The organism is Streptomyces xanthophaeus, assembly GCF_000725805.1.
GTDB classification, from domain to species: Bacteria; Actinomycetota; Actinomycetes; order Streptomycetales; family Streptomycetaceae; genus Streptomyces; species Streptomyces xanthophaeus.
On sequence record NZ_KL647132.1, the window covers coordinates 319,142 to 338,091 of the forward strand.

At 72.9% G+C, this 18,950-nt stretch carries 14 protein-coding genes; 4 read left to right on the forward strand and 10 right to left on the reverse strand.

Annotated features, from left to right (window positions below):
• Positions 1-20: 20 nt before the first annotated feature.
• The 9 genes from murG to rsmH all read right to left on the reverse strand — a co-directional run bounded on the left by murG (position 21) and on the right by rsmH (position 11,964).
• Entirely contained in the window at positions 21-1,115 is a 1,095-nt protein-coding gene (gene murG, locus IO30_RS0130830; RefSeq protein WP_031148410.1) for an undecaprenyldiphospho-muramoylpentapeptide beta-N-acetylglucosaminyltransferase, read from the reverse strand.
• Positions 1,116-1,121: 6 nt separating this feature from the next.
• Positions 1,122-2,483, reverse strand: coding sequence for a putative lipid II flippase FtsW (ftsW, locus tag IO30_RS0130835; protein ID WP_031148412.1), 1,362 nt, complete (start codon positions 2,481-2,483; stop codon positions 1,122-1,124).
• Between the two features lie 63 nt (positions 2,484-2,546).
• Entirely contained in the window at positions 2,547-4,001 is a 1,455-nt protein-coding gene (murD, locus tag IO30_RS0130840; RefSeq protein ID WP_031148413.1) for a UDP-N-acetylmuramoyl-L-alanine--D-glutamate ligase, read from the reverse strand.
• Positions 3,983-5,053 (reverse strand): phospho-N-acetylmuramoyl-pentapeptide-transferase, encoded by a 1,071-nt coding sequence (mraY, locus tag IO30_RS0130845; protein WP_031148415.1) that lies wholly within the window; start codon positions 5,051-5,053, stop codon positions 3,983-3,985. Before mraY ends, murD begins: the two co-directional genes overlap by 19 nt.
• The gene (locus tag IO30_RS0130850) at positions 5,050-6,474 is read right to left on the reverse strand and encodes a UDP-N-acetylmuramoyl-tripeptide--D-alanyl-D-alanine ligase (RefSeq protein WP_031148416.1); all 1,425 of its coding nucleotides are present in this window, start codon (positions 6,472-6,474) and stop codon (positions 5,050-5,052) included. Before IO30_RS0130850 ends, mraY begins: the two co-directional genes overlap by 4 nt.
• Positions 6,471-8,168, reverse strand: a complete 1,698-nt coding sequence (locus IO30_RS0130855) for a UDP-N-acetylmuramoyl-L-alanyl-D-glutamate--2,6-diaminopimelate ligase (protein ID WP_031148417.1) — start codon at positions 8,166-8,168, stop codon at positions 6,471-6,473. Before IO30_RS0130855 ends, IO30_RS0130850 begins: the two co-directional genes overlap by 4 nt.
• A 44-nt stretch (positions 8,169-8,212) precedes the next feature.
• A complete protein-coding gene (locus IO30_RS0130860) occupies positions 8,213-10,261 on the reverse strand; it encodes a peptidoglycan D,D-transpeptidase FtsI family protein (RefSeq protein ID WP_078904865.1) in 2,049 nt (682 codons plus the stop codon).
• Positions 10,262-10,339: 78 nt separating this feature from the next.
• A complete protein-coding gene (ftsL, locus tag IO30_RS41240) occupies positions 10,340-11,008 on the reverse strand; it encodes a cell division protein FtsL (protein ID WP_373316505.1) in 669 nt (222 codons plus the stop codon).
• Positions 11,005-11,964, reverse strand: coding sequence for a 16S rRNA (cytosine(1402)-N(4))-methyltransferase RsmH (rsmH, locus tag IO30_RS0130870; RefSeq protein WP_078904327.1), 960 nt, complete (start codon positions 11,962-11,964; stop codon positions 11,005-11,007). The genes ftsL and rsmH overlap by 4 nt, the downstream gene beginning before the upstream one ends.
• Positions 11,965-12,400: 436 nt before the next feature.
• Here rsmH and IO30_RS0130875 point away from each other — a divergent pair, with 436 nt between their 5' ends.
• The 4 genes from IO30_RS0130875 (at position 12,401) to IO30_RS0130890 (ending at position 17,913) form a co-directional block, all read left to right on the forward strand.
• Positions 12,401-12,952: a beta-class carbonic anhydrase gene (locus IO30_RS0130875; RefSeq protein WP_031148426.1), complete on the forward strand. Its 552-nt coding sequence runs from the start codon at positions 12,401-12,403 to the stop codon at positions 12,950-12,952.
• A gap of 136 nt (positions 12,953-13,088) precedes the next feature.
• Positions 13,089-14,099: an AAA family ATPase gene (locus IO30_RS0130880; RefSeq protein ID WP_031148428.1), complete on the forward strand. Its 1,011-nt coding sequence runs from the start codon at positions 13,089-13,091 to the stop codon at positions 14,097-14,099.
• Positions 14,099-15,499: a DUF58 domain-containing protein gene (locus IO30_RS0130885; RefSeq protein ID WP_031148430.1), complete on the forward strand. Its 1,401-nt coding sequence runs from the start codon at positions 14,099-14,101 to the stop codon at positions 15,497-15,499. The genes IO30_RS0130880 and IO30_RS0130885 overlap by 1 nt, the downstream gene beginning before the upstream one ends.
• A complete protein-coding gene (locus IO30_RS0130890; RefSeq protein ID WP_031148432.1) occupies positions 15,496-17,913 on the forward strand; it encodes a transglutaminase TgpA family protein in 2,418 nt (805 codons plus the stop codon). Before IO30_RS0130885 ends, IO30_RS0130890 begins: the two co-directional genes overlap by 4 nt.
• Before the next feature lie 348 nt (positions 17,914-18,261).
• On the opposite strand, the gene IO30_RS0130895 is transcribed toward IO30_RS0130890, so the two are convergent.
• Positions 18,262-18,894, reverse strand: a complete 633-nt coding sequence (locus tag IO30_RS0130895; protein ID WP_031148434.1) for a TetR/AcrR family transcriptional regulator — start codon at positions 18,892-18,894, stop codon at positions 18,262-18,264.
• Positions 18,895-18,950: the final 56 nt, after the last annotated feature.

Genomic DNA, 18,950 nt, shown 5'->3' on the forward strand with positions numbered 1-18,950 from the left:
CTGCGTCCGTGCTCTGCGCGTCAGCGGTTCTGGTGGGCCGCGATCGCCTCGTACACCATGCCGACCAGCAGATCGTCGGCGTCCCGGCGGCCGAACTCGCCTGCCGCGCGGGACATCTCGTACAGACGGTGCGGGTCGGACAGCACCGGAACGATCTGGCTGAGCACCCACTCGGGCGTCAGTTCGGCGTCGTCCACCAGCAGGCCGCCTCCGGCCTTGACCACCGGCTGGGCGTTGAGCCGCTGTTCGCCGTTGCCGATCGGCAACGGGACGTAGGCGGCGGGGAGCCCGACGGCGGACAGTTCGGCGACGGTCATCGCACCCGCACGGCACAGCATCATGTCGGCGGCGGCGTACGCGAGATCCATCCGGTCCACGTACGGTACCGGGACATAGGGCGGCATCCCGGGCATGTTGTCGACACGCGGCAGTTCGTTCTTCGGACCCACCGCGTGCAGGATCTGGATCCCGGAGCGCTGGAGGGTCGGCGCGATCTGCTGGATCGTCTCGTTGAGGCGCCGGGCGCCCTGCGAGCCGCCGGAGACCAGCAGCGTCGGCAGGTTGGGGTCCAGGCCGAAGGCGGCGCGCGCCTCGGGGCGGACCGCGGCCCGGTCGAGGGTGGAGATGGAGCGCCGCAGCGGGATGCCCACGTAGCGGGCACCGCGCAGCTTGCTGTCGGGGGTGGAGACGGCGACGGCGTGCGCGTACCGGGAACCGATCTTGTTGGCCAGTCCGGGCCGGGCGTTGGCCTCGTGGACGATGATCGGCACCCCGAGCCGCTTGGCCGCGAGGTAGCCGGGCAGCGCCACGTAACCGCCGAAGCCGACGACGCAGTCGGCCTTGGTGCGCAGCAGGATCTCCTCGGCGGCCTTGATCGTGCCGCGCAGCCGCCCGGGGACGGTGATCAGCTCGGGCGTGGGCTTGCGGGGCAGCGGTACGGCGGGGATCAGCCCCAGTTCGTAGCCGCGTTCCGGCACCAGGCGCGTTTCGAGTCCGCGCTCCGTGCCCAGGGCGGTGATGCCCACTGAAGGGTCCTGCCTGCGCAGGGCGTCCGCGAGGGCGAGCGCCGGCTCGATGTGGCCGGCGGTCCCCCCACCGGCGAGTACGACATGCACCGAAATTCACCGCTCTCCGGACGGACGCTTCTTGACGCGCCGTCTCATCGACTTCCATCTCACCACGGTCCGCTTCCAGCCGGTCTTCGGCTGCCGCATCGCGAGGGCCGCGCGTGCCGCCGGCTCCTCCCGCGCGAAGGCGATGAGCAGTCCGACCGCGAACATCGTCGGCAGCAGGGCCGACCCTCCGTAGGAGAACAGCGGGAGCGGGACTCCGGCGATCGGCAGCAGGCCGAGCACGGCACCGATGTTGATCACGGCCTGCGCCGTGATCCAGGTGGTCACGCCTCCCGCGGCAAACCGTACGAAGGAGTCCTCCGTGCGTCCGGCCACGCGGATACCCGCATAGCCTAGGGCCGCGAACAGGGCGAGCACCGACAGTGTCCCCGCCAGACCCAGTTCCTCGCCGGTGATGGCGAAGATGAAGTCGGTGTGGGCTTCGGGGAGTTGTCCCCATTTTTCCACACTGGCACCCAGCCCGGAACCGAACCATCCGCCGGAAGCCAGGGCATAGATCCCGTGCACCGCCTGCCAGCAGAGGTCGTTCTTGCCCGGCTGGGTCGCGCCGAGGCACTCCAGCCGGTCCATGCGGTGCGGGCTGGTCTTGATCAGCAGTGCGACGATCACACCCGCGAACGCCAGCACCCCGACGAACATCCGCGTCGGCGCCCCGGCGAGCCACAGGAGGCCGAACAGGATGGCTCCGAGGATCATCGCGGTGCCCATGTCCCCGCCCAGCATGATCAGTCCGAGCAGCAGGAAGGCCACCGGGACCAGCGGCACCAGCAGGTGCTTCCACTGGCTCAGCAGCCCCTTGTCGCCCTTGCGCGCCAGCAGGTCGGCGCCCCACAGGATCAGCGCCAGCTTGCCGAACTCGCTCGGCTGGAGCATGAACGGACCGCCCAGGGAGATCCAGTTCTGGTTGCCGTTGATCGACACCCCTATCCCGGGAACCTGGACCAGGACCATCAGGAAGAGGGTTCCCGCCAGCACCGGGTAGGAGAGCGCCCGGTGCAGCTTGACCGGCATCCGGGAGGCGGCCAGCAGCAGTCCGGCGCCGATCAGGGCGGCGATGAACTGCTTCTTGAAGAAGTACGCGTCACCGAGGCCGAGCTGGAGCGCCTTGATCATGGAGGCCGAGTAGACCATCACGAGGCCGAGCACGGTGATGAGCAGCGAGCTGCCGAAGATCAGGTAATACGCCGTGAGCGGGCGGTCCCAGGCCTTGCGCAGCTGCTGCTGCGTACGCCGCACCTGGGCCAGCGGCCCGCGCCCGGCGGGCCGCTTGGCGTTCGCCGCCGGGCGGAGCCGGCCCCTCGTCCTGACCGTGGACGGCCGCCGCCCCGGCAGCATCTGCTTGGCCGGCATCTGTGATCTTCCCCTCCACTCGTACGAGGCGAGCAGCCGACCGGAGGGAACCGTTCCGGAGCCCTAGGCCTTGGCCGCGTCCGCAGCGCTCTCGGCGGCCAGTTCGCGCACCGCGTCGGCGAATGCGTCCCCGCGCTTGTTGTAGTTCGCGAACATGTCCATCGAGGCACAGGCAGGCGCCAGCAGGACCGTGTCGCCGGGCTCGGCGAGCCGGGCCGCTTCCCGGACCGCCGCGAGCATCGCCCCAGTGTCGGTCCGGGCGAGGTCGACGACCGGGACCTCGGGGGCGTGTCGCGCCAGCGCCTCGGCGATCAGCGCCCGGTCGGCGCCGATCAGCACCACGCCGCGCAGCCGCTTCGCCGACTTCTGCACGAGCTCGTCGAAGGTGGCTCCCTTGGCCAGGCCGCCCGCGATCCAGACGACCGGTTCGAAGGCCGCCAGGGAGGCCTCGGCCGCGTGCGTGTTGGTGGCCTTGGAGTCGTCGACGTACGTGACCGAGTCCACCTCGTCCACGTGCGCGACCCGGTGCGCGTCCGGGCGGAAGTTGCGCAGTCCGTCGCGGACCGCACGCGGCTCCACGCCGAAGGCGCGGGCCAGGGCCGCGGCGGCGAGCGCGTTGGCGATGTTGTGCGGGGCGGGCGGGTTGACGTCCTCGACCTGCGCGAGCTCCTGGGCGTTCTTCTGCCGGTTCTCCACGAAGGCCCGGTCGACGAGGATCCCGTCGACCACGCCGAGCATGGAGGGGCCCGGGGCGCCGAGGGTGAAGCCGATCGCCCGGCAGCCCTCTTCGACGTCGGCGTCCTCGACCAGCCTCTCGGTGGCCGGGTCGGCGACGTTGTAGACGCAGGCCACGGTGTTGCCCTCGTAGATCCGGCCCTTGTCGGCGGCGTACTCCTCCATGGAGCCGTGCCAGTCGAGGTGGTCCGGTGCCAGGTTGAGCACGGCCGCGGAGTGGGCGCGCAGCGAGGGCGCCCAGTGCAGCTGGTAGCTGGAGAGTTCGACGGCGAGGACGTCGTACGCGCCCTCGTCGAGCACCACGTCGATGATCGGCGTGCCGATGTTGCCGACGGCGGCGGTCCGCAGGCCCGCGGCCTTGAGGATCGACGCCAGCATCTGGGTGGTGGTGGTCTTTCCGTTGGTGCCGGTGATCGCGAGCCAGGGGACCGGCTGCCCGGAGGTCAGGCCGCGCAGCTGCCAGGCGATCTCCACGTCCCCGACCACCTCGACGCCCGCCGCCGCGGCGGCCGCGAAGAGCGGGCTGTCGGGCTTCCAGCCGGGCGAGGTCACGACCAGGTCGGTGCCCTCGGGCAGGGTCTGCGCGTCGCCGAGGCGTACGGAGATCCCCAGGCCGGCCAGTTCGTCGGCGCGGACCCTCAGGCCCTCGCCGTCGCCGCCGTCGACCACGGTCACCGAAGCGCCGAGGCCGGCCAGGGCGCGGGCGGCGCTGACGCCGCTCACGCCGAGGCCGGCGACGGTGATGTTCTTGCCCTGCCAGGACGTCACTTGTCCGCTGCCCATCCCGCGTAGAAGAGACCGAGACCCACGATCACGCACATGCCCTGGATGATCCAGAACCGGACCACGACGAGGACTTCGGACCAGCCCTTGAGTTCGAAGTGGTGCTGGAGCGGAGCCATCCGGAAGACCCGCTTGCCGGTCATCTTGAAGGAGCCGACCTGGATGACGACCGACATGGTGATGAGGACGAAGAGGCCGCCGAGGAGCGCCATCAGGAACTCGGTGCGGGAGCAGATCGCCAGGCCGGCGAGTGCGCCGCCGAGGGCCAGCGAACCGGTGTCACCCATGAAGATCTTGGCCGGCGAGGTGTTCCACCACAGGAAGCCGAAGCAGGCACCCATCAGGGCGGAGGCGACGACCGCGAGGTCCAGCGGGTCGCGCACCTCGAAGCAGGCGGCCGGGTTGGTCAGGTCCTGCGCGTTCACGCAGGACTCCTGGTACTGCCACACGCCGATGAAGGTGTAGGCACCGAAGACCATCACCGCGGCGCCGGTGGCCAGGCCGTCCAGACCGTCGGTCAGGTTCACGCCGTTGGACATGGCCAGGATCATGAACAGCGCCCAGACCACGAACAGCACCGGGCCGATCGACCAGCCGAAGTCCGTGACGAAGGACAGCTTGGTGGAGGCCGGGGCCAGTCCGCGCGAGTCCTTGAACTGGAGCGCGAGCACCGCGAAGGCGATGCCGACGATCAGCTGGCCGGACATCTTGGCCTTGGCCCGCAGGCCCAGCGACCGCCGCTTGACGATCTTGATGTAGTCGTCCAGGTAGCCGACCAGGCCCATGCCCGCCATCAGGAACAGCACGAGCAGGCCGGAGAAGGTCGGTTCGCTGCCGGTGATGACCTTCGTCAGGGCGTACGCGATGAGCGTCGCCAGGATGAAGGAGATGCCGCCCATGGTGGGCGTGCCCTTCTTCCCGGCGTGGCCGCGGGGGCCGTCGTCGCGGATGAACTGGCCGTATCCCTTGCGGGCCAGCAGCTTGATCAGCAGCGGGGTGCCGACGAGCGTGAGGAAGAGTCCGATGACTCCGGCGAACAGGATCTGCCTCATCGGTCGGCGACCTCGCCCTCGCGCTCCAGCAACGCAAGCGCGACCCGCTCCAGACCGATCGACCTCGAAGCCTTCACCAGCACGACGTCACCCGGGCGCAGTTCACTGCGCAACAGGTCGACCGCCGCTTGCGCGTCGGACACGACCACCGACTCCTCACCCCACGAACCCTCGTTATATGCGCCCAGTTGCAGCCAGGACGCTTCCCTGCCCCCGACTGCGACGAGCTTGCTCACGTTGAGCCGGACGGCAAGCCGTCCCACCGCGTCGTGCTCGGCCAACGATGCGTCACCGAGCTCGGCCATGGGGCCGAGCACCGCCCACGTACGACCCCCGTTGGCCCTCGCGGAGCCGCCCATCGCGGCAAGTGCGCGCAGTGCGGCCCGCATGGACTCGGGATTCGCGTTGTAGGCGTCGTTGACGATCGTCACGCCGTCCGCCCGCTCGGTGACCTCCATCCGCCACCGGGACAGGGTGCCCGCCCCGGAGAGCGCGGTGGCGATCTCCGATACGGACATGCCCAGGACATGGGCGACGGCGGCCGCGGCGAGCGCGTTCGACACGTGGTGCTCACCGTACAGCCGCAAGGTCACATCACTGCACCCGGTGGGTGTGTGGAGTGTGAAGGCGGGCTGTCCCCCGGGCGCCATCCGTACCTCGGTGGCCCGTACGTCGGCGTCCTCGGCCTCTCCGAAGAGGACCGTACGGGCCTTCGTGCGCCCGGACATCGCGCGCACCAGCGGGTCGTCGGCGTTCAGGACGGCGACTCCGCCCTCGGCCTCGGCCGGCAGGGCCTCGACCAGTTCCCCCTTGGCCTGGGCGATCTGTTCGCGGCCGCCGAACTCGCCGATGTGGGCGGTCCCGACGTTGAGGACGAGGCCGATGCGGGGCGGGGTCAGGCCGGTCAGGTACGCGATGTGGCCGATTCCGCGGGCCCCCATCTCCAGTACCAGGTGCCGGGTTTCCGCCGTGGCCTTCAGCGCCGTGAGCGGCAGGCCGATCTCGTTGTTGAGGGAGCCCGGGGTCCACACCGTGGGAGCGTGGGCCTGGAGCACCTGCGCGATGAGGTCCTTGGTGGAGGTCTTCCCGGCGGAACCGGTCAGGGCCACCACGTCGGTGCCCAGGCGCTGGACGACGGCCCGGGCGAGGGCGCCGAGCGCCTTCTCGACGTCGGGGACGACGACGGCGGGTACGCCGACCGGCCGGGCCGCGAGGACGGCCGCGGCGCCCGCCTCGACCGCGCGCACCGCGTAGTCGTGGCCGTCGACGTGCTCGCCGTCGAAGGCGGCGAAGAGGCTGCCGGCCTCCACCTGGCGGGAGTCGATGACGACCGGCCCGGTGATCCGCACCGACGGATCCGGTATGTCGTGGGGCCGCCCGCCGGTGATGTCGGCGATCTCGGCGAGGGAGAGGTCGATCACTGGTTCACCTCGGCCTGTCGGTGCTGCTGTCGTTCGATCGCGGCGCGGAGCACCGTGCGGTCGTCGAAGGGCCGTACGACGCCCGCGGTGTCCTGGCCCTGCTCGTGGCCCTTGCCCGCCACCAGCACGGTGTCACCGGGCTCGGCGCGCGCGACGGCCGCGGCGATGGCCGCCGCCCGGTCGGCGTCCACGAGGACGGTGCCCCGCTCGGCGGGCGGTACGGACACGGCGCCTTCGAACATCGCGGCGAGGATCGCGAGCGGGTCCTCGGAGCGCGGGTTGTCGGAGGTCAGCACGGCGATGTCGGCGAACCGCGCGGCCGCGGCGCCCATCGGGGCGCGCTTGGTGGTGTCGCGGTCACCGCCGCAGCCGAGCACGATGTGCAGCTTGCCGGTGGTGACCTCGCGCAGCGCGCGCAGCACCGATTCCACGGCGTCGGTCTTGTGGGCGTAGTCCACGACGGCCAGGTACGGCTGTCCCGCGTCCACCCGCTCCAGCCGGCCGGGGACCCCGGGGACCGCGGCGACGCCGTCGGCGGCGGTCTGCGGGTCGAGTCCGGCGGCGGCGAGCGTCACGATCGCGGCGACGGTGTTGGCGACGTTGAACGGGCCGGGCAGCGGGGCGGTGGCCGAAATGCGCTGCCCGTCCGGGCCCAGCAGGGTCAGCGTGGAGTCCATGTGCCCGAAGACCACGTCCTCGGCGCGCCAGTCGGCGGCCGGGTCGCCGGCCGCGGAGAAGGTGACGACCGGGACCGTCGCCTCCTTGGCGAGCCGGCGGCCGTACTCGTCGTCGAGGTTGACCACGCCGAGGCGGGCGCGGCGCTCGGTGAACAGCTGCGCCTTGGCCTGGAAGTAGTCCTCCATGCCGGTGTGGAACTCCATGTGTTCCGGGCTCAGGTTGTTGAAGACGGCGACGTCGAAGACGCAGCCGTCGACCCGTCCGAGGACCAGGGCGTGGCTGGACACCTCCATGGCGACGGCCTCGACCCCGCGTTCGCGCATGACCGCGAAGAGGGCCTGGAGGTCGGTGGCCTCGGGGGTGGTGCGCTCGGACTTGATGCGCTCGTCGCCGATGCGCATCTCGACGGTGCCGATCAGCCCGGTACTGCGGCCGGCCGCGCGCAGTCCGCCTTCGACCAGGTACGCGGTGGTGGTCTTGCCGGAGGTTCCGGTGATGCCGATCTGGAGGAGGCCCTCGCCGGGGCGCCCGTAGATCGCGGCGGCGAGTTCGCCCATCCGGCCGCGCGGGTCGGCGACGGCGAGCACGGGCAGTCCGGTCGCGGCGGCGCGGTCGGCGCCCGCGGGGTCGGTCAGCACGGCCGCGGCGCCGTTGGCCGCGGCCTGGGCGGCGAAGTCGGCGCCGTGCAGCTTGGCGCCGGGCAGGGCCGCGTACAGGTCGCCGGGACGGACCGCGCGCGAGTCGTGCGTGATCCCGGTGATCACCGGCCCTGTCGGCTCCCCGGCGGCTTCGAGGTCCACCAGGGCCGCGAGCTCGGGAAGCGGGGTCGGTCGCACGGACGCGGGACGCGGCGCTCCCGGCGGCGTTGCCGGGGCGTCCTTCTGGGTGGTTCTGGGCTGATCAGCGTGGGGCACGGCGGTGAGCGTACCGGGCGCGGCGGGGCGCCCGCGAAGCGAGGGCCCGGTCTCGGCTCCGGTGGCGGACTGGTTCCCCTGGTTCGGGGTGATCGTTGTCACTGATGGTGCCTCACGCATTTCTTGCGGGCCGGCCAGGCCGTGGATCACTGACCGGGCTGCGGACTGGGCTGCGGGCCTGACTGCTGGCCGGGCTGCTGGCCTGGCTGCGGGCCGGGGTCGAAGGTGACGGGAAGCCCGGCGGGGGCGGTGCCGGTGGGGGCGATCTGGAGGGTCTTGAGCGCGAACTCCATGACCTTCTTGTAGATGGGACCGCAGATCTGGCCGCCGAAGTAGCTGCCCTTCGTGGGGTTCTGGATGGCGCAGTAGACGGTGATCCGCGGGTTGTCGGCGGGCGCGAACCCGGCGAAGGAGGCGGTGTAGCCCTTGTAGCGGCCGGTGGCCGGATCCACCCGGTTGGAGGTGCCGGTCTTGCCGCCGACCCGGTAGCCGGGGATGCGGGCCTTGGTGCCGGTGCCCTCCTGGTCGTCGACCACCGATTCGAGCATCTCGGCGAGGGTCTTGGCCGTCTCCTGGCTGACCACGCGGTTGTGTTCGGGCGCCGGGGCCGGGGTGAAGCGGCCGTCGGGGCCCTTGGTGCCGCGGATCAGGGTCGGTTCGATGCGGACCCCGCCGTTGGCGATGGTCGAGTACACGGAGGCCGCCTGCATGGCGTTGACGGACAGGCCCTGGCCGAAGGGGATCGTGTACTGCTGGGAGGTGGACCAGTCCTGGGGCTGGGCGAGGATGCCGCGGGACTCGCCGGGGTAGTTCAGGCCGGTGGGCTGCCCCATGCCGAACTTGGTCAGGTAGGAGTGCAGGACCTTGTTGGCCTCGGGCTGGGTGGGCCCGAGCTGGCCCGTGGCCAGGATGGTGCCGATGTTGGAGGACTTGGCGAGGACCCCGTTGAGGGTCAGGTACCAGGTCGGGTGGTCGATGTCGTCCTTGAACAGCCGGTCGCCGCGGTGCAGCCGGTTGGGGACCTCCACGTGGGTCTCCGGCCTGGCCTTCTTCTCCTCCAGCACGGCGGCCATCGACATGACCTTGGCGGTGGAGCCGGGCTCGTACACGTCCTGGAGGGCCGCGTTGCCCATGGCGGCGGAACTGGCCCGGGTCAGGTCGTTGGGGTCGAAGCCGGGGGCGTTGGCCATGGCCAGCACCTCGCCGGTGCGGGTGTCCTGGACGATGACGTAGCCGCGGTCGGCCTCGGACTTCTGGACCTGTTCGGCGATGGCGCTCTGCGCCGCCCACTGGATGTCGCGGTCGATGGTCAGCTCGATGTCGTCGCCCGGTACGGCGGGCTTCTCGCTGGATCCCGCGGTGGGGACCCGGCGGCCGCCGGACTGTGCGTAGGTGACCTCGCCGTCCTTGCCGGAGAGCTTCTTGTCGAGGGAGGACTCCAGGCCTCCGCCGCCCTTGCCCTCGGCGTTGACGTAACCCAGTATCCCGGCGGCGAGGTCGCCGCCCGGGTACACGCGCTTGCTGCTGTCCTCCTTGAAGACGCCCGCGAGGACGTTGGCGCCGGGGCCGTTGTTCTTCTTGTCGGCGTCCGCCTTCTCCGCGAAGACCCGCTTGAGGTCCTTGATCTGGTTCCAGACCTGCGGGGTCTGGCGCTGGGCGAGGACCACGTACCGGGAGTTCGGCGACTTCAGCCGGCCGGCGATCTCCTTGGCGTCCTTGCCGAGGATCGGAGCGAGCAGGGCGGCGGCCTGCTCGGGGGCGTCCGGGGCCTTGCTGTCCTGCGGGGTGAACATCTTCGGGTCGGCCGTGATGTCGTACGCGTCCACGCTGGTGGCCAGGGCCACGCCCTTGCGGTCGGTGATCTCCCCGCGCTCGGCGGCCAGCTTGACGCTGGTGTAGCGGTTCTTCGAGGCCTCGGCGGAGAAGGCGCGGGCGTCGACCGCCTGCACCTGGAGCAGCCGGACCACGAAGGCGAGCATGACGAGGGTCAGGCCGACGCTGACCAGGCGCAGCCGGGGCCGGGGGCTGCCGAGCCGGATGGTGTGCGGGCGGCGCGGCGGCGCGGGGCGGCGCTGGCCCGACCGGGCCGCGGGGCGTGCGGCGGGCCGGGAGGCGCCGGTGGCCCTGGCCCGCTCGCCGGGCCTGGGCCGGCCGGGGCCGGGCACCCGCCGCCGCGGCGGCTCCTGCGGGCTCACCGGCCCACCGCCCGGCCGGCCGGGGAGCGGAGGAAGGGCGGGGCGGGGTAAGGCCCCGCAGGCATCGGCGTCACGACGTCACCTTCCGGAGGGCTGGTTGGGCTGCGGCTGCGGCCCGCCGGGCGCGGCGGGACCGCCGGACGGGGGTCCCGCGGCCGCCGGGGGCCGGCCCTGCGGCCCGGCCGGGGCCGGGGCAGAGGCGGAGGCGGAGGGGGCCTGCGCGGAGGCGGAGGCCGGTGGTGCGGACGGGCTCTGCGCCGCGGGCGGGGCCGCCGGGGCGGCCGAGGGCGGCGGGGAGGGGGCCGGCGGGGGTTCGGCCACCGAGACGGCGCCGCTGACCTTGCCGTCGGGGCCGATGAAGACGGGGCTGCCGCCCGGGACCAGGCCCAGCTCGTGCGCCCGGCGCTGGAGCGCGTCGGGGGCGGAGTAGCCGTCCACGTCCCGCTGCAGCGCCTGTTCCTCGTCGGTGAGGGCGGTGGTCTCCTTCTTCAGCTTGCTCAGCTGGAAGGAGCCCTCGTTCAGTGCCGAGTTCAGCAGCAGCAGGCTGATCAGGCCGCCGCCGAGCAGGGCCACGACCAGCAGGACGAAGGGCATCCGCGCCGCCTGCCCGGCGGAGCCGCCGGGGCGCCCGGAGCCGCCGGGGCGGACCGGACGGCTGCCCAGGGCCCGGCCGAGGCGGGCCGCCTGTCCGCGCGTCAGCGTGGCGACCTTCCCGGCCCTCCCGGCCCCGCCGCCCCCGGCGGTCACAGGTGCGCCTCCCGGATGCGTTCGACCCCGCGGAACCTGGCCGGGGCGGCCCGCCGGTTCTCGGCGATCTCCTCCTCGGTGGGCAGTTCCGCGCCGCGCGTCAGCAGCTTCAGCTTGGGCTGGTACTTCTCCGGCACCACCGGCAGTCCGGGCGGCGCCGTGGAGGCCGCGCCCGCCGCGAAGACCTGCTTGACCAGGCGGTCCTCCAGCGAGTGGTACGAGAGGACGGCGATCCGGCCGCCGACCGCGATCCGGTCCACCGCCGCCGGGATGGCCCGCTCCAGGCCCGACAGCTCGCCGTTGACCTCGATCCGCAGGGCCTGGAAGGTCCGCTTGGCCGGGTTGCCGCCGGTCCGCTTGGCGGCCTGCGGCAGGGAGTCGCGGATCAGCTCCACCAGCCGGGCGCTGTTGGTGAAGGGCTCCTTCTCCCGCTCCCGGACCACCGCGGACACGATCCGCTTGGCCTGCTTCTCCTCGCCGTACTGGCGCAGGATCCGTACGAGCTCGCCCGGCGCGTAGGTGTTGAGCACCTCGGCGGCGCTGATGCCCGTCGTCTGGTCCATCCGCATGTCCAGCGGTGCGTCCTGCGCGTAGGCGAAGCCGCGGTCGGCCTCGTCCAGCTGCATGGAGGAGACGCCGAGGTCGAAGAGGATGCCCTGGACTGCGGGGATGCGCAGCCCGTCGAGCACCTCGGCGAGGTCGGCGTAGATCGCGTGGACCAGCGTGGCCCGGTCCCCGAAGGGCGCGAGCCGCTCGCCGGAGAGCCGCAGGGCCTCCTTGTCGCGGTCGAGGCCGATCAGGTGCGCCTCGGGGAATCGGGTCAGCAGGGCCTCGCTGTGGCCGCCGAGGCCGAGGGTGCAGTCGACGACGACGGCCCCCGGCCTCTCCAGCGCCGGGGCCAACAGGTCCAGGCACCGCTGGAGCATCACCGGGACGTGTCGGGACTCGCTAGTCAAAGCGCCCTCTCAGATAACGGCGCGGCAGGCGTACGCACCACCGGCTCCCCGCCCCTGCCCCGGCTGGCGCCTGGGGGTACCCCGGAAGGGGGACCGGGTCCGCCGGCACCCGGAAGGTGGCGCCGGCGGCCGGTGAGCGGAAGATGGCCGGGCCGTACGTACGCGCCGCGCACGCGGAGTGTTCATCGGGGGCCGGGCGGCCGGTCAGGGCCGGGCTCCGGCCGGTTCGCGTCACTTTAGTGCAACGGTCGCCGCGGTCAACGAACCGCCCCGCGCGCCGCCGACGGCTCTCGCCGCGAACCGGCACATGCCGCGAATCACCCGGACGGCCGCCCCCGCCCCACCCTTGTGGGTTAGCTCACAACAAGCCTCGTTGACCTTCTTTGTCCATCCTCACGCGAGGCCTTCACCAGCTGTGACCACTACCGTCTTACCCATGACGACTTCCGCATCCCTGCCTGCCGCGTCCCACCCCGAGGCACCCGGAGCCGGCTCCGTCACCGACCGTCTGGTCGAGGCGAACCGTGCCTACGCTTCCCAGTTCACCGACCCGGGCATGGACGCCCGCCCGGTCCTGCACGTGGCGGTCGTGGCCTGCATGGACGCCCGCCTCGACCTGCACGCCGCCCTCGGGCTCCAGCTGGGCGACTGCCACACGATCCGCAACGCGGGCGGCGTGGTCACCGACGACACCATCCGCTCCCTCACGATCAGCCAGCGTGCCCTCGGCACCCGCGCGGTCATACTCATCCACCACACCGGCTGCGGTCTCGAAACCCTGACCGAGGACTTCCGGCACGAGCTGGAGGACGAGGTCGGCCAGCGCCCCGCCTGGGCCGTGGAGGCCTTCCGGGACGTGGACCAGGACGTCCGCCAGTCCATGCAGCGGGTCCGTACGAACCCCTTCCTGCCCCACAAGGACGATGTGCGAGGCTTCGTCTTCGACGTGCACACCGGACTCCTGCGGGAGATCGATCCCAGCTCCTGAGTGACACAAGCCCGTAAAGCCGTCAACAATGCGGGGTGACGCCCCCCGGGGAACCCCTCGGGAGCGGCGTCCGTGTTGGGGTGGGCCGGTCATGCGCCAAGGGCGTCGGCCCTGAGCTAGGGCCGAGGAGAACCAGGTGACCACGTACGACGACCGAGCGAGCCTCGCGGATCTGACCAGCACGGCTGAGCGGGTGCGCCACTCGGTCGAGAGCGTGATCGAGGGCAAGCCCGAGGTCGTGCGCCTCGCGCTGACCGTGCTGCTCGCCGAGGGACACCTGCTAATCGAGGACGTCCCCGGGGTCGGCAAGACCATGCTCGCCAAGACCCTCGCCAAGTCGATCGACTGCTCGGTGCAGCGCATCCAGTTCACTCCGGACCTGCTGCCCTCCGACATCACCGGCGTCAGCATCTACGACCAGCAGCGCCGCGAGTTCGAGTTCAAGCCGGGCGCGATCTTCGCGCAGATCGTCATCGGCGACGAGATCAACCGCGCCTCCCCCAAGACCCAGTCGGCGCTGCTGGAGTCGATGGAGGAGCGCCAGGTCACCATCGACGGCACCACCTACACGCTGCCCAGCCCCTTCATGGTCGTCGCCACCCAGAACCCGGTGGAGATGGAGGGCACGTACCCGCTGCCCGAGGCGCAGCGGGACCGCTTCATGGCCCGCGTCTCCGTCGGCTACCCCAGCCCCGAGGCCGAGCTCCAGATGCTCGACGTGCACGGCGGGCTCTCCCCGCTCGACGACCTGACGGCCGTCGCGCACGCCCACGACATCGTCAAGCTCATCGAGGCCGTGCGCGAGGTGTACGTCGCCGAACCGGTCCGCCGCTACGTCGTCGACCTGGTCTCCGCCACCCGCAGCCACCCCGACCTGCGCCTGGGTGCCTCGCCCCGCGCCACCCTGCACCTGCTGCGCGCCGTGAAGGCCTCCGCCGCGCTTTCGGGCCGCGAGTACGTGCTGCCCGACGACGTCCAGGCGCTGGCCGGGCCCGTCCTCGCGCACCGGCTGCTGCCCACCGCGCAGGCCCAGCTGAACCGGCGCACCGCCGAGCAGGTCGTCCACGACATCCTCCAGCGCACCCCCGTCCCCGCGGCGCACGTCCGCGGCGAGATGCCGCCCGGCGCGGGCATCCGGGGCTTCTGATGAGCGCCGGTGCCCCGGGCGGCGCCGGCGGCCGGACCGACCGCGGCCAGGAGCCGGGCGGGCTGCGCGCCTCGCTGTCCGGACTGACCACCCGCGGCCGGTCCTTCCTGGCCGCCGGGATAGCCGCCGCCGCGTGCGCGTACGTCCTGGGGCAGGGCGAACTGCTCCGGGTCGGGCTGCTGCTCGCCGTGCTCCCGCTGATCTGCGTCTACGCCCTGCACCGCACCCGCTACCGGGTCTCCGGCAGCCGCCGGCTCACCCCGGCGCGGGTGCCCGCGGGCTCCGAGGCCCGGGTGCAGCTGCGGATGGACAACGTCTCCCGGCTGCCCACCGGCCTGCTGATGCTCCAGGACCGGGTGCCCTACGTGCTCGGGCCGCGGCCCCGCTTCGTCCTGGACCGGGTCGAGCCCGGCGGCCGCCGCGAGGTGTCCTACCGGGTCCGCTCCGACCTGCGCGGCCGCTACCCGCTGGGCCCGCTCCAGCTCCGGCTGACCGACCCCTTCGGGCTGGTCGAGCTGACCCGCTCGTTCAGCGCCTTCGACACCCTGACCGTCATCCCGCGCACCGAGCCGCTGCCGCCGGTCCGCCTGGCGGGCGAGTCCTCCGGCTACGGCGACGGCAGCCGCCGCTCGCTGGCCCTGGCCGGCGACGACGACGTGATCCCGCGCGGCTACCGCCGCGGCGACGACCTGCGCCGGGTCCACTGGCGCTCCACCGCCCGCTACGGCGAGCTGATGGTGCGCCGCGAGGAGCAGCCGCAGCGCAGCCGGGCGACCGTGCTGCTGGACACCCGCCGCCTCGCCTACGAGGGAGCGGGCCCCGACTGCGCCTTCGAGTGGGCCGTCTCGGGCGCCGCCTCCACCCTGGTGCACCTCCTCGAACAGGGCTTCGCGGTGCGGCTGCTCACCGACACCGGAGACTCGGTGCCGGGCGGCGCGGGCGGTTCCGACGGCTACAGCTCGTCCGGCGGGCAGGATTCCGCTGCCGCGGCCGGGCTGATGCTGGACACCCTCGCGGTCGTCGGCCACTCCGACGGCGCCGGTCTCTCGCGGGCCTACGACGCGGTGCGCGGCAGCGGTGGCGGTGGCGGCTTCGGCGGAGCGGGCGGTGACGGGCTCCTCATCGCCTTCTTCGGCGACCTGGACGACGTACAGACCGAGCTGGCGGCCAAGCTGCGCCAGCGGGCATCGGGTGCGGTGGCCTTCGTGACGGATTCCGCGGCCTGGACCGGGGAGTCCGCGCGGGCGGGCGCCCTGCCGCCGCTGGAGGAGCGGCTGCACCGGCTGCGCGACGCGGGCTGGACGGCGCTGGCCGCCCCGCCCGGGGTCGCCTTCGGCGAATTGTGGAGACAGGCCGGGACCGCTCCGCTCGGCACGGGTGCTTCCGGAGGACGGCGATGAGCGGGCGCGCGAGACTGACCCTGTTCGCGATGCTGGCGACGCTGCTGACCTCGTGGTCGCTGGTCCCGCTGGTGGAGTCCCAGGGCTGGCTGCTCCAGGCCGCGGCGCTGCTCGGCGTGCAGAGCGCGGTGGGGGCCGGGGCCCGGCGGATTCCGCTGGCGCGGTCCCTGACGGTGGCGGCCCAGCTGCTGGTGTCGCTGCTGCTGCTCGCGCTGCTCTTCGCCGGGAAGGCCTCTTCCACGGGGAGCGGCCCGCTGGCGTATCTGGTGACGGACTTCGGCGCGCTGTTCCAGCAGGGCGCCCAGGACGTGGGCGAGTACGCGATCCCGGCGCCGCTGACGGACGGCATCCGGCTGATGCTGGTGTCCGGTGTGCTGCTGATCGGGCTGCTGGTGGACCTGCTGGCGGTGACCGCACGGACGGCCGCCGCGGCCGGGCTGCCGCTGCTCGCGCTGTACTCGGTGGCCGCCGGTCTGTCGGGCGGCGGGGAGGCCTCCTGGGTCTCCTTCCTGCTGGCGGGCTGCGGATACCTGATGATGCTGCTGGCCGAGGGCCGGGACCGGCTGGCGCAGTGGGGCCGGGTCTTCGGCGGGGGCGGGCGCGAGCGCGGCCCGGTCGCCTCGGGCCTCGGCGCCACGGGCGGGCACGCCACCGCGCCGGTGCGGACCGGGCGGCGGATCGGCGTCGTGGCGCTGGGCCTGGCGCTGGCGGTCCCGGCGGCGCTGCCCTCGCTCGGCGGGGGCGTGCTCGGCGCGCAGGGCGACGGCGAGGGCGGCGGCAGCGGGGTCGGCGGGACCATCTCCGCGGTCAACCCGCTGGTCTCCCTGCAGAGCAACCTGAACGCGCAGGACAACCGGGTGGTGCTGAAGTACGTCACGGACAGCCCCCAGCAGAGCGAGCAGTACCTGCGGATCCTGGCGCTGGACGAGTTCAACGGGGTCAAGTGGGAGGCCTCCGGCCGGGCCCTGGCCGACGTGCCGGAGCGGCTGCCGACCCCGCCGGGCCTCGGCGACCAGGTCCGCGGGACCGCGGTCGAGGTGTCGACCAACGTGTCGGCGGCGGACGGCTACACGCAGCGCTACCTGCCCATGCCGTACCCGGCCACGGCCGTGGACATCGGCGGGAAGTGGCGGTTCGAGCCGGCCGGCCGGACCCTGGTCGGGGACCAGCTGGGCAAGGACCGGTTCCAGAACGTCCAGGGCTCGCAGTACCGGGTCCGGAGCCTGCTGCTCAAGCCGACGGCGGCGCAGCTCCAGAAGGCCCCGGCTCCGCCGGCCGCGGTGCGCGAGGAGTACACGAAGCTCCCTGACAACCTGCCGCCGGTGGTCTCCGAGACGGCCCGCAAGGTGACGCAGGGCGCCAAGGACGACTACACGCGGGCCGTGAAGCTCCAGGACTTCTTCGCCGTGACGGGCGGATTCCGCTACGACACGAAGACGGAGTCGGGCACGGGTCCGGAGGCGGTCGCCCGGTTCCTGGAGGACAAGGAGGGCTTCTGCATCCACTTCGCGTTCTCGATGGCGGCGATGTCCCGCTCGCTCGGCATCCCCGCCCGGGTCGCGGTGGGCTTCACCCCCGGGGCGAAGCAGTCGGACGGCACGGTGAACGTGTCGATGCGCGACGCGCACGCCTGGCCCGAGCTGTACTTCGAGGGCGTGGGCTGGACCCGCTTCGAGCCGACGCCCCGGGCGGGCATCTCGGTGCCCGACTACACGCGGCCGCAGAGCCCGGCGGCCCAGCCGTCGACGCCCGCCCCGCTGCCCTCGCAGAACTCGGCGCAGCCTTCGGCGGCGCCCTCGCAGGCGGACGACTGCCCGCCGGACCAGAAGAAGCTCGGCGAGTGCGGTGGCACCACCCCGGCCGCGGGCGCCTCGTCCGGCGGCGGCGGGCCTTCGCCGACGGCCGTCCTCGGCTGGACGGCGGCCGTCCTGGCCCTGCTCGGGGTCCCGCTGCTGCCCCTGCTGTGGCGGACCCGGGTGCGGACCCGGCGGCTGGCGGCCCGGGAGGTGACGCGGGCCTGGCAGGAGCTGGGTGACGCGGCCTGGGACGTGGGCGTGCTCCCGGACGAGGCCCTGTCCCCGCGCCGGGCGGCGGGCCGCATCGTGGAACTGGGCCGCCTCGACGGGGAGGCCGCCGCGGCCGTCCACCGGATCACGGCCGCGCTGGAGCGGGCCCTGTACGCCCCGGAGGGCACGGAGGTCTCCTACCCGGAGCTGGCCCAGGACGTGCTGACGGCCCGGGCGGGTCTGCTGGCCGGGGTGAGCCGGGGTACGCGGCTGCGCGCCCTGCTGCTGCCGCGGTCGGCGGTGCGCGTGTCCTGGGAGGTGTCGGCCCGCTGGTCGGCTGCCGCCGCGAAGGCCTCAACCCGGCTGGCCGCCGTACGCGGGCGGCTTCCGCTGCGGGGCCGCGGCTGACGGGACGGGCCCTGCGGCCCGTGGACGCGCCGACGCGGCGAGGCTCGATCCCCCCGAGCCCCGCCGCGTCGGCGTACTCCGTCACCGGGCCCCCGAGGGGCCCCCTCCCGGTACCGGACGGAGGTTCCCGGTCCGCTCCGCAGCCCCGTGCCGGCGGTGCGGACCGGGCCTCCTGTCCGTTGCCCCCAGTCTGTCGTCCGCGCAGGTGGGGGCCCATCCGCGCGCGTACTCATCTATGGGTCTAGGTACGGGTACTCAGTCGCGCGTCCGGCCCCACCAGTTCTACGGGCTGCCACCCCCGCGCGGCACCGCCGACCGGGGGGGGTGGGGCCCACCGGTTCAGGCGGGTCAGCGGTTTCCGCTGACCCGGCCGCGCAGCAGCAGGGACAGGGCCGAGTGCACGTCGTCCAGGGAGCGTTCGCTCTGGAAGGACTGCCAGTCCAGGGCGGCCACCAGCACCATCCCGACCATGGCGGCCGCGGTGAGCTGCACGTCGATCTCGGCGCTCAGCTCGCCGCGCTCGACCCCTTCGCGCAGCACCGTCTCCACGACGGCCACCGCTTCCTGCCGGACCACCATCAGCGTGGACTGCCAGGCCCGGTTGGTCCGCCACAGCTCCGCGACGTAGAGCTGGGTGAAGGCCGGGTAGCGGTCGATGAAGACGAGACCGGCCCGGATCATCGCGTCGAGGGCCTCGACGCGGCTGCCGCCCCGGGCCTCGGTCTCCTCCGCCGCGGTGCGCAGCGAGACCGTCAGCAGGCCGACGCCGTGCCGCAGCAGCTCCTCGAAGAGGTCGTTCTTGCTCGCGAAGTTGTAGTAGACGGTGCCCTTGGCGACGCCCGCCCGTTCGGCGATCTCCTCGACCGTGGTCGCGGAGAACCCCTGCTCGGCGATGAGCGTCACGGCCGCTTCGTAGAGCTTCTGCCGGGTGGCCCGGCGCCGGGCGCCGCCGGTTCCCGTGCCGGTGCTGCTGCTTTCCATGGCGCTGATTCTCACAGGTCAACACATCTCTCACGGCTCGGGACGGCGGCTCGGGC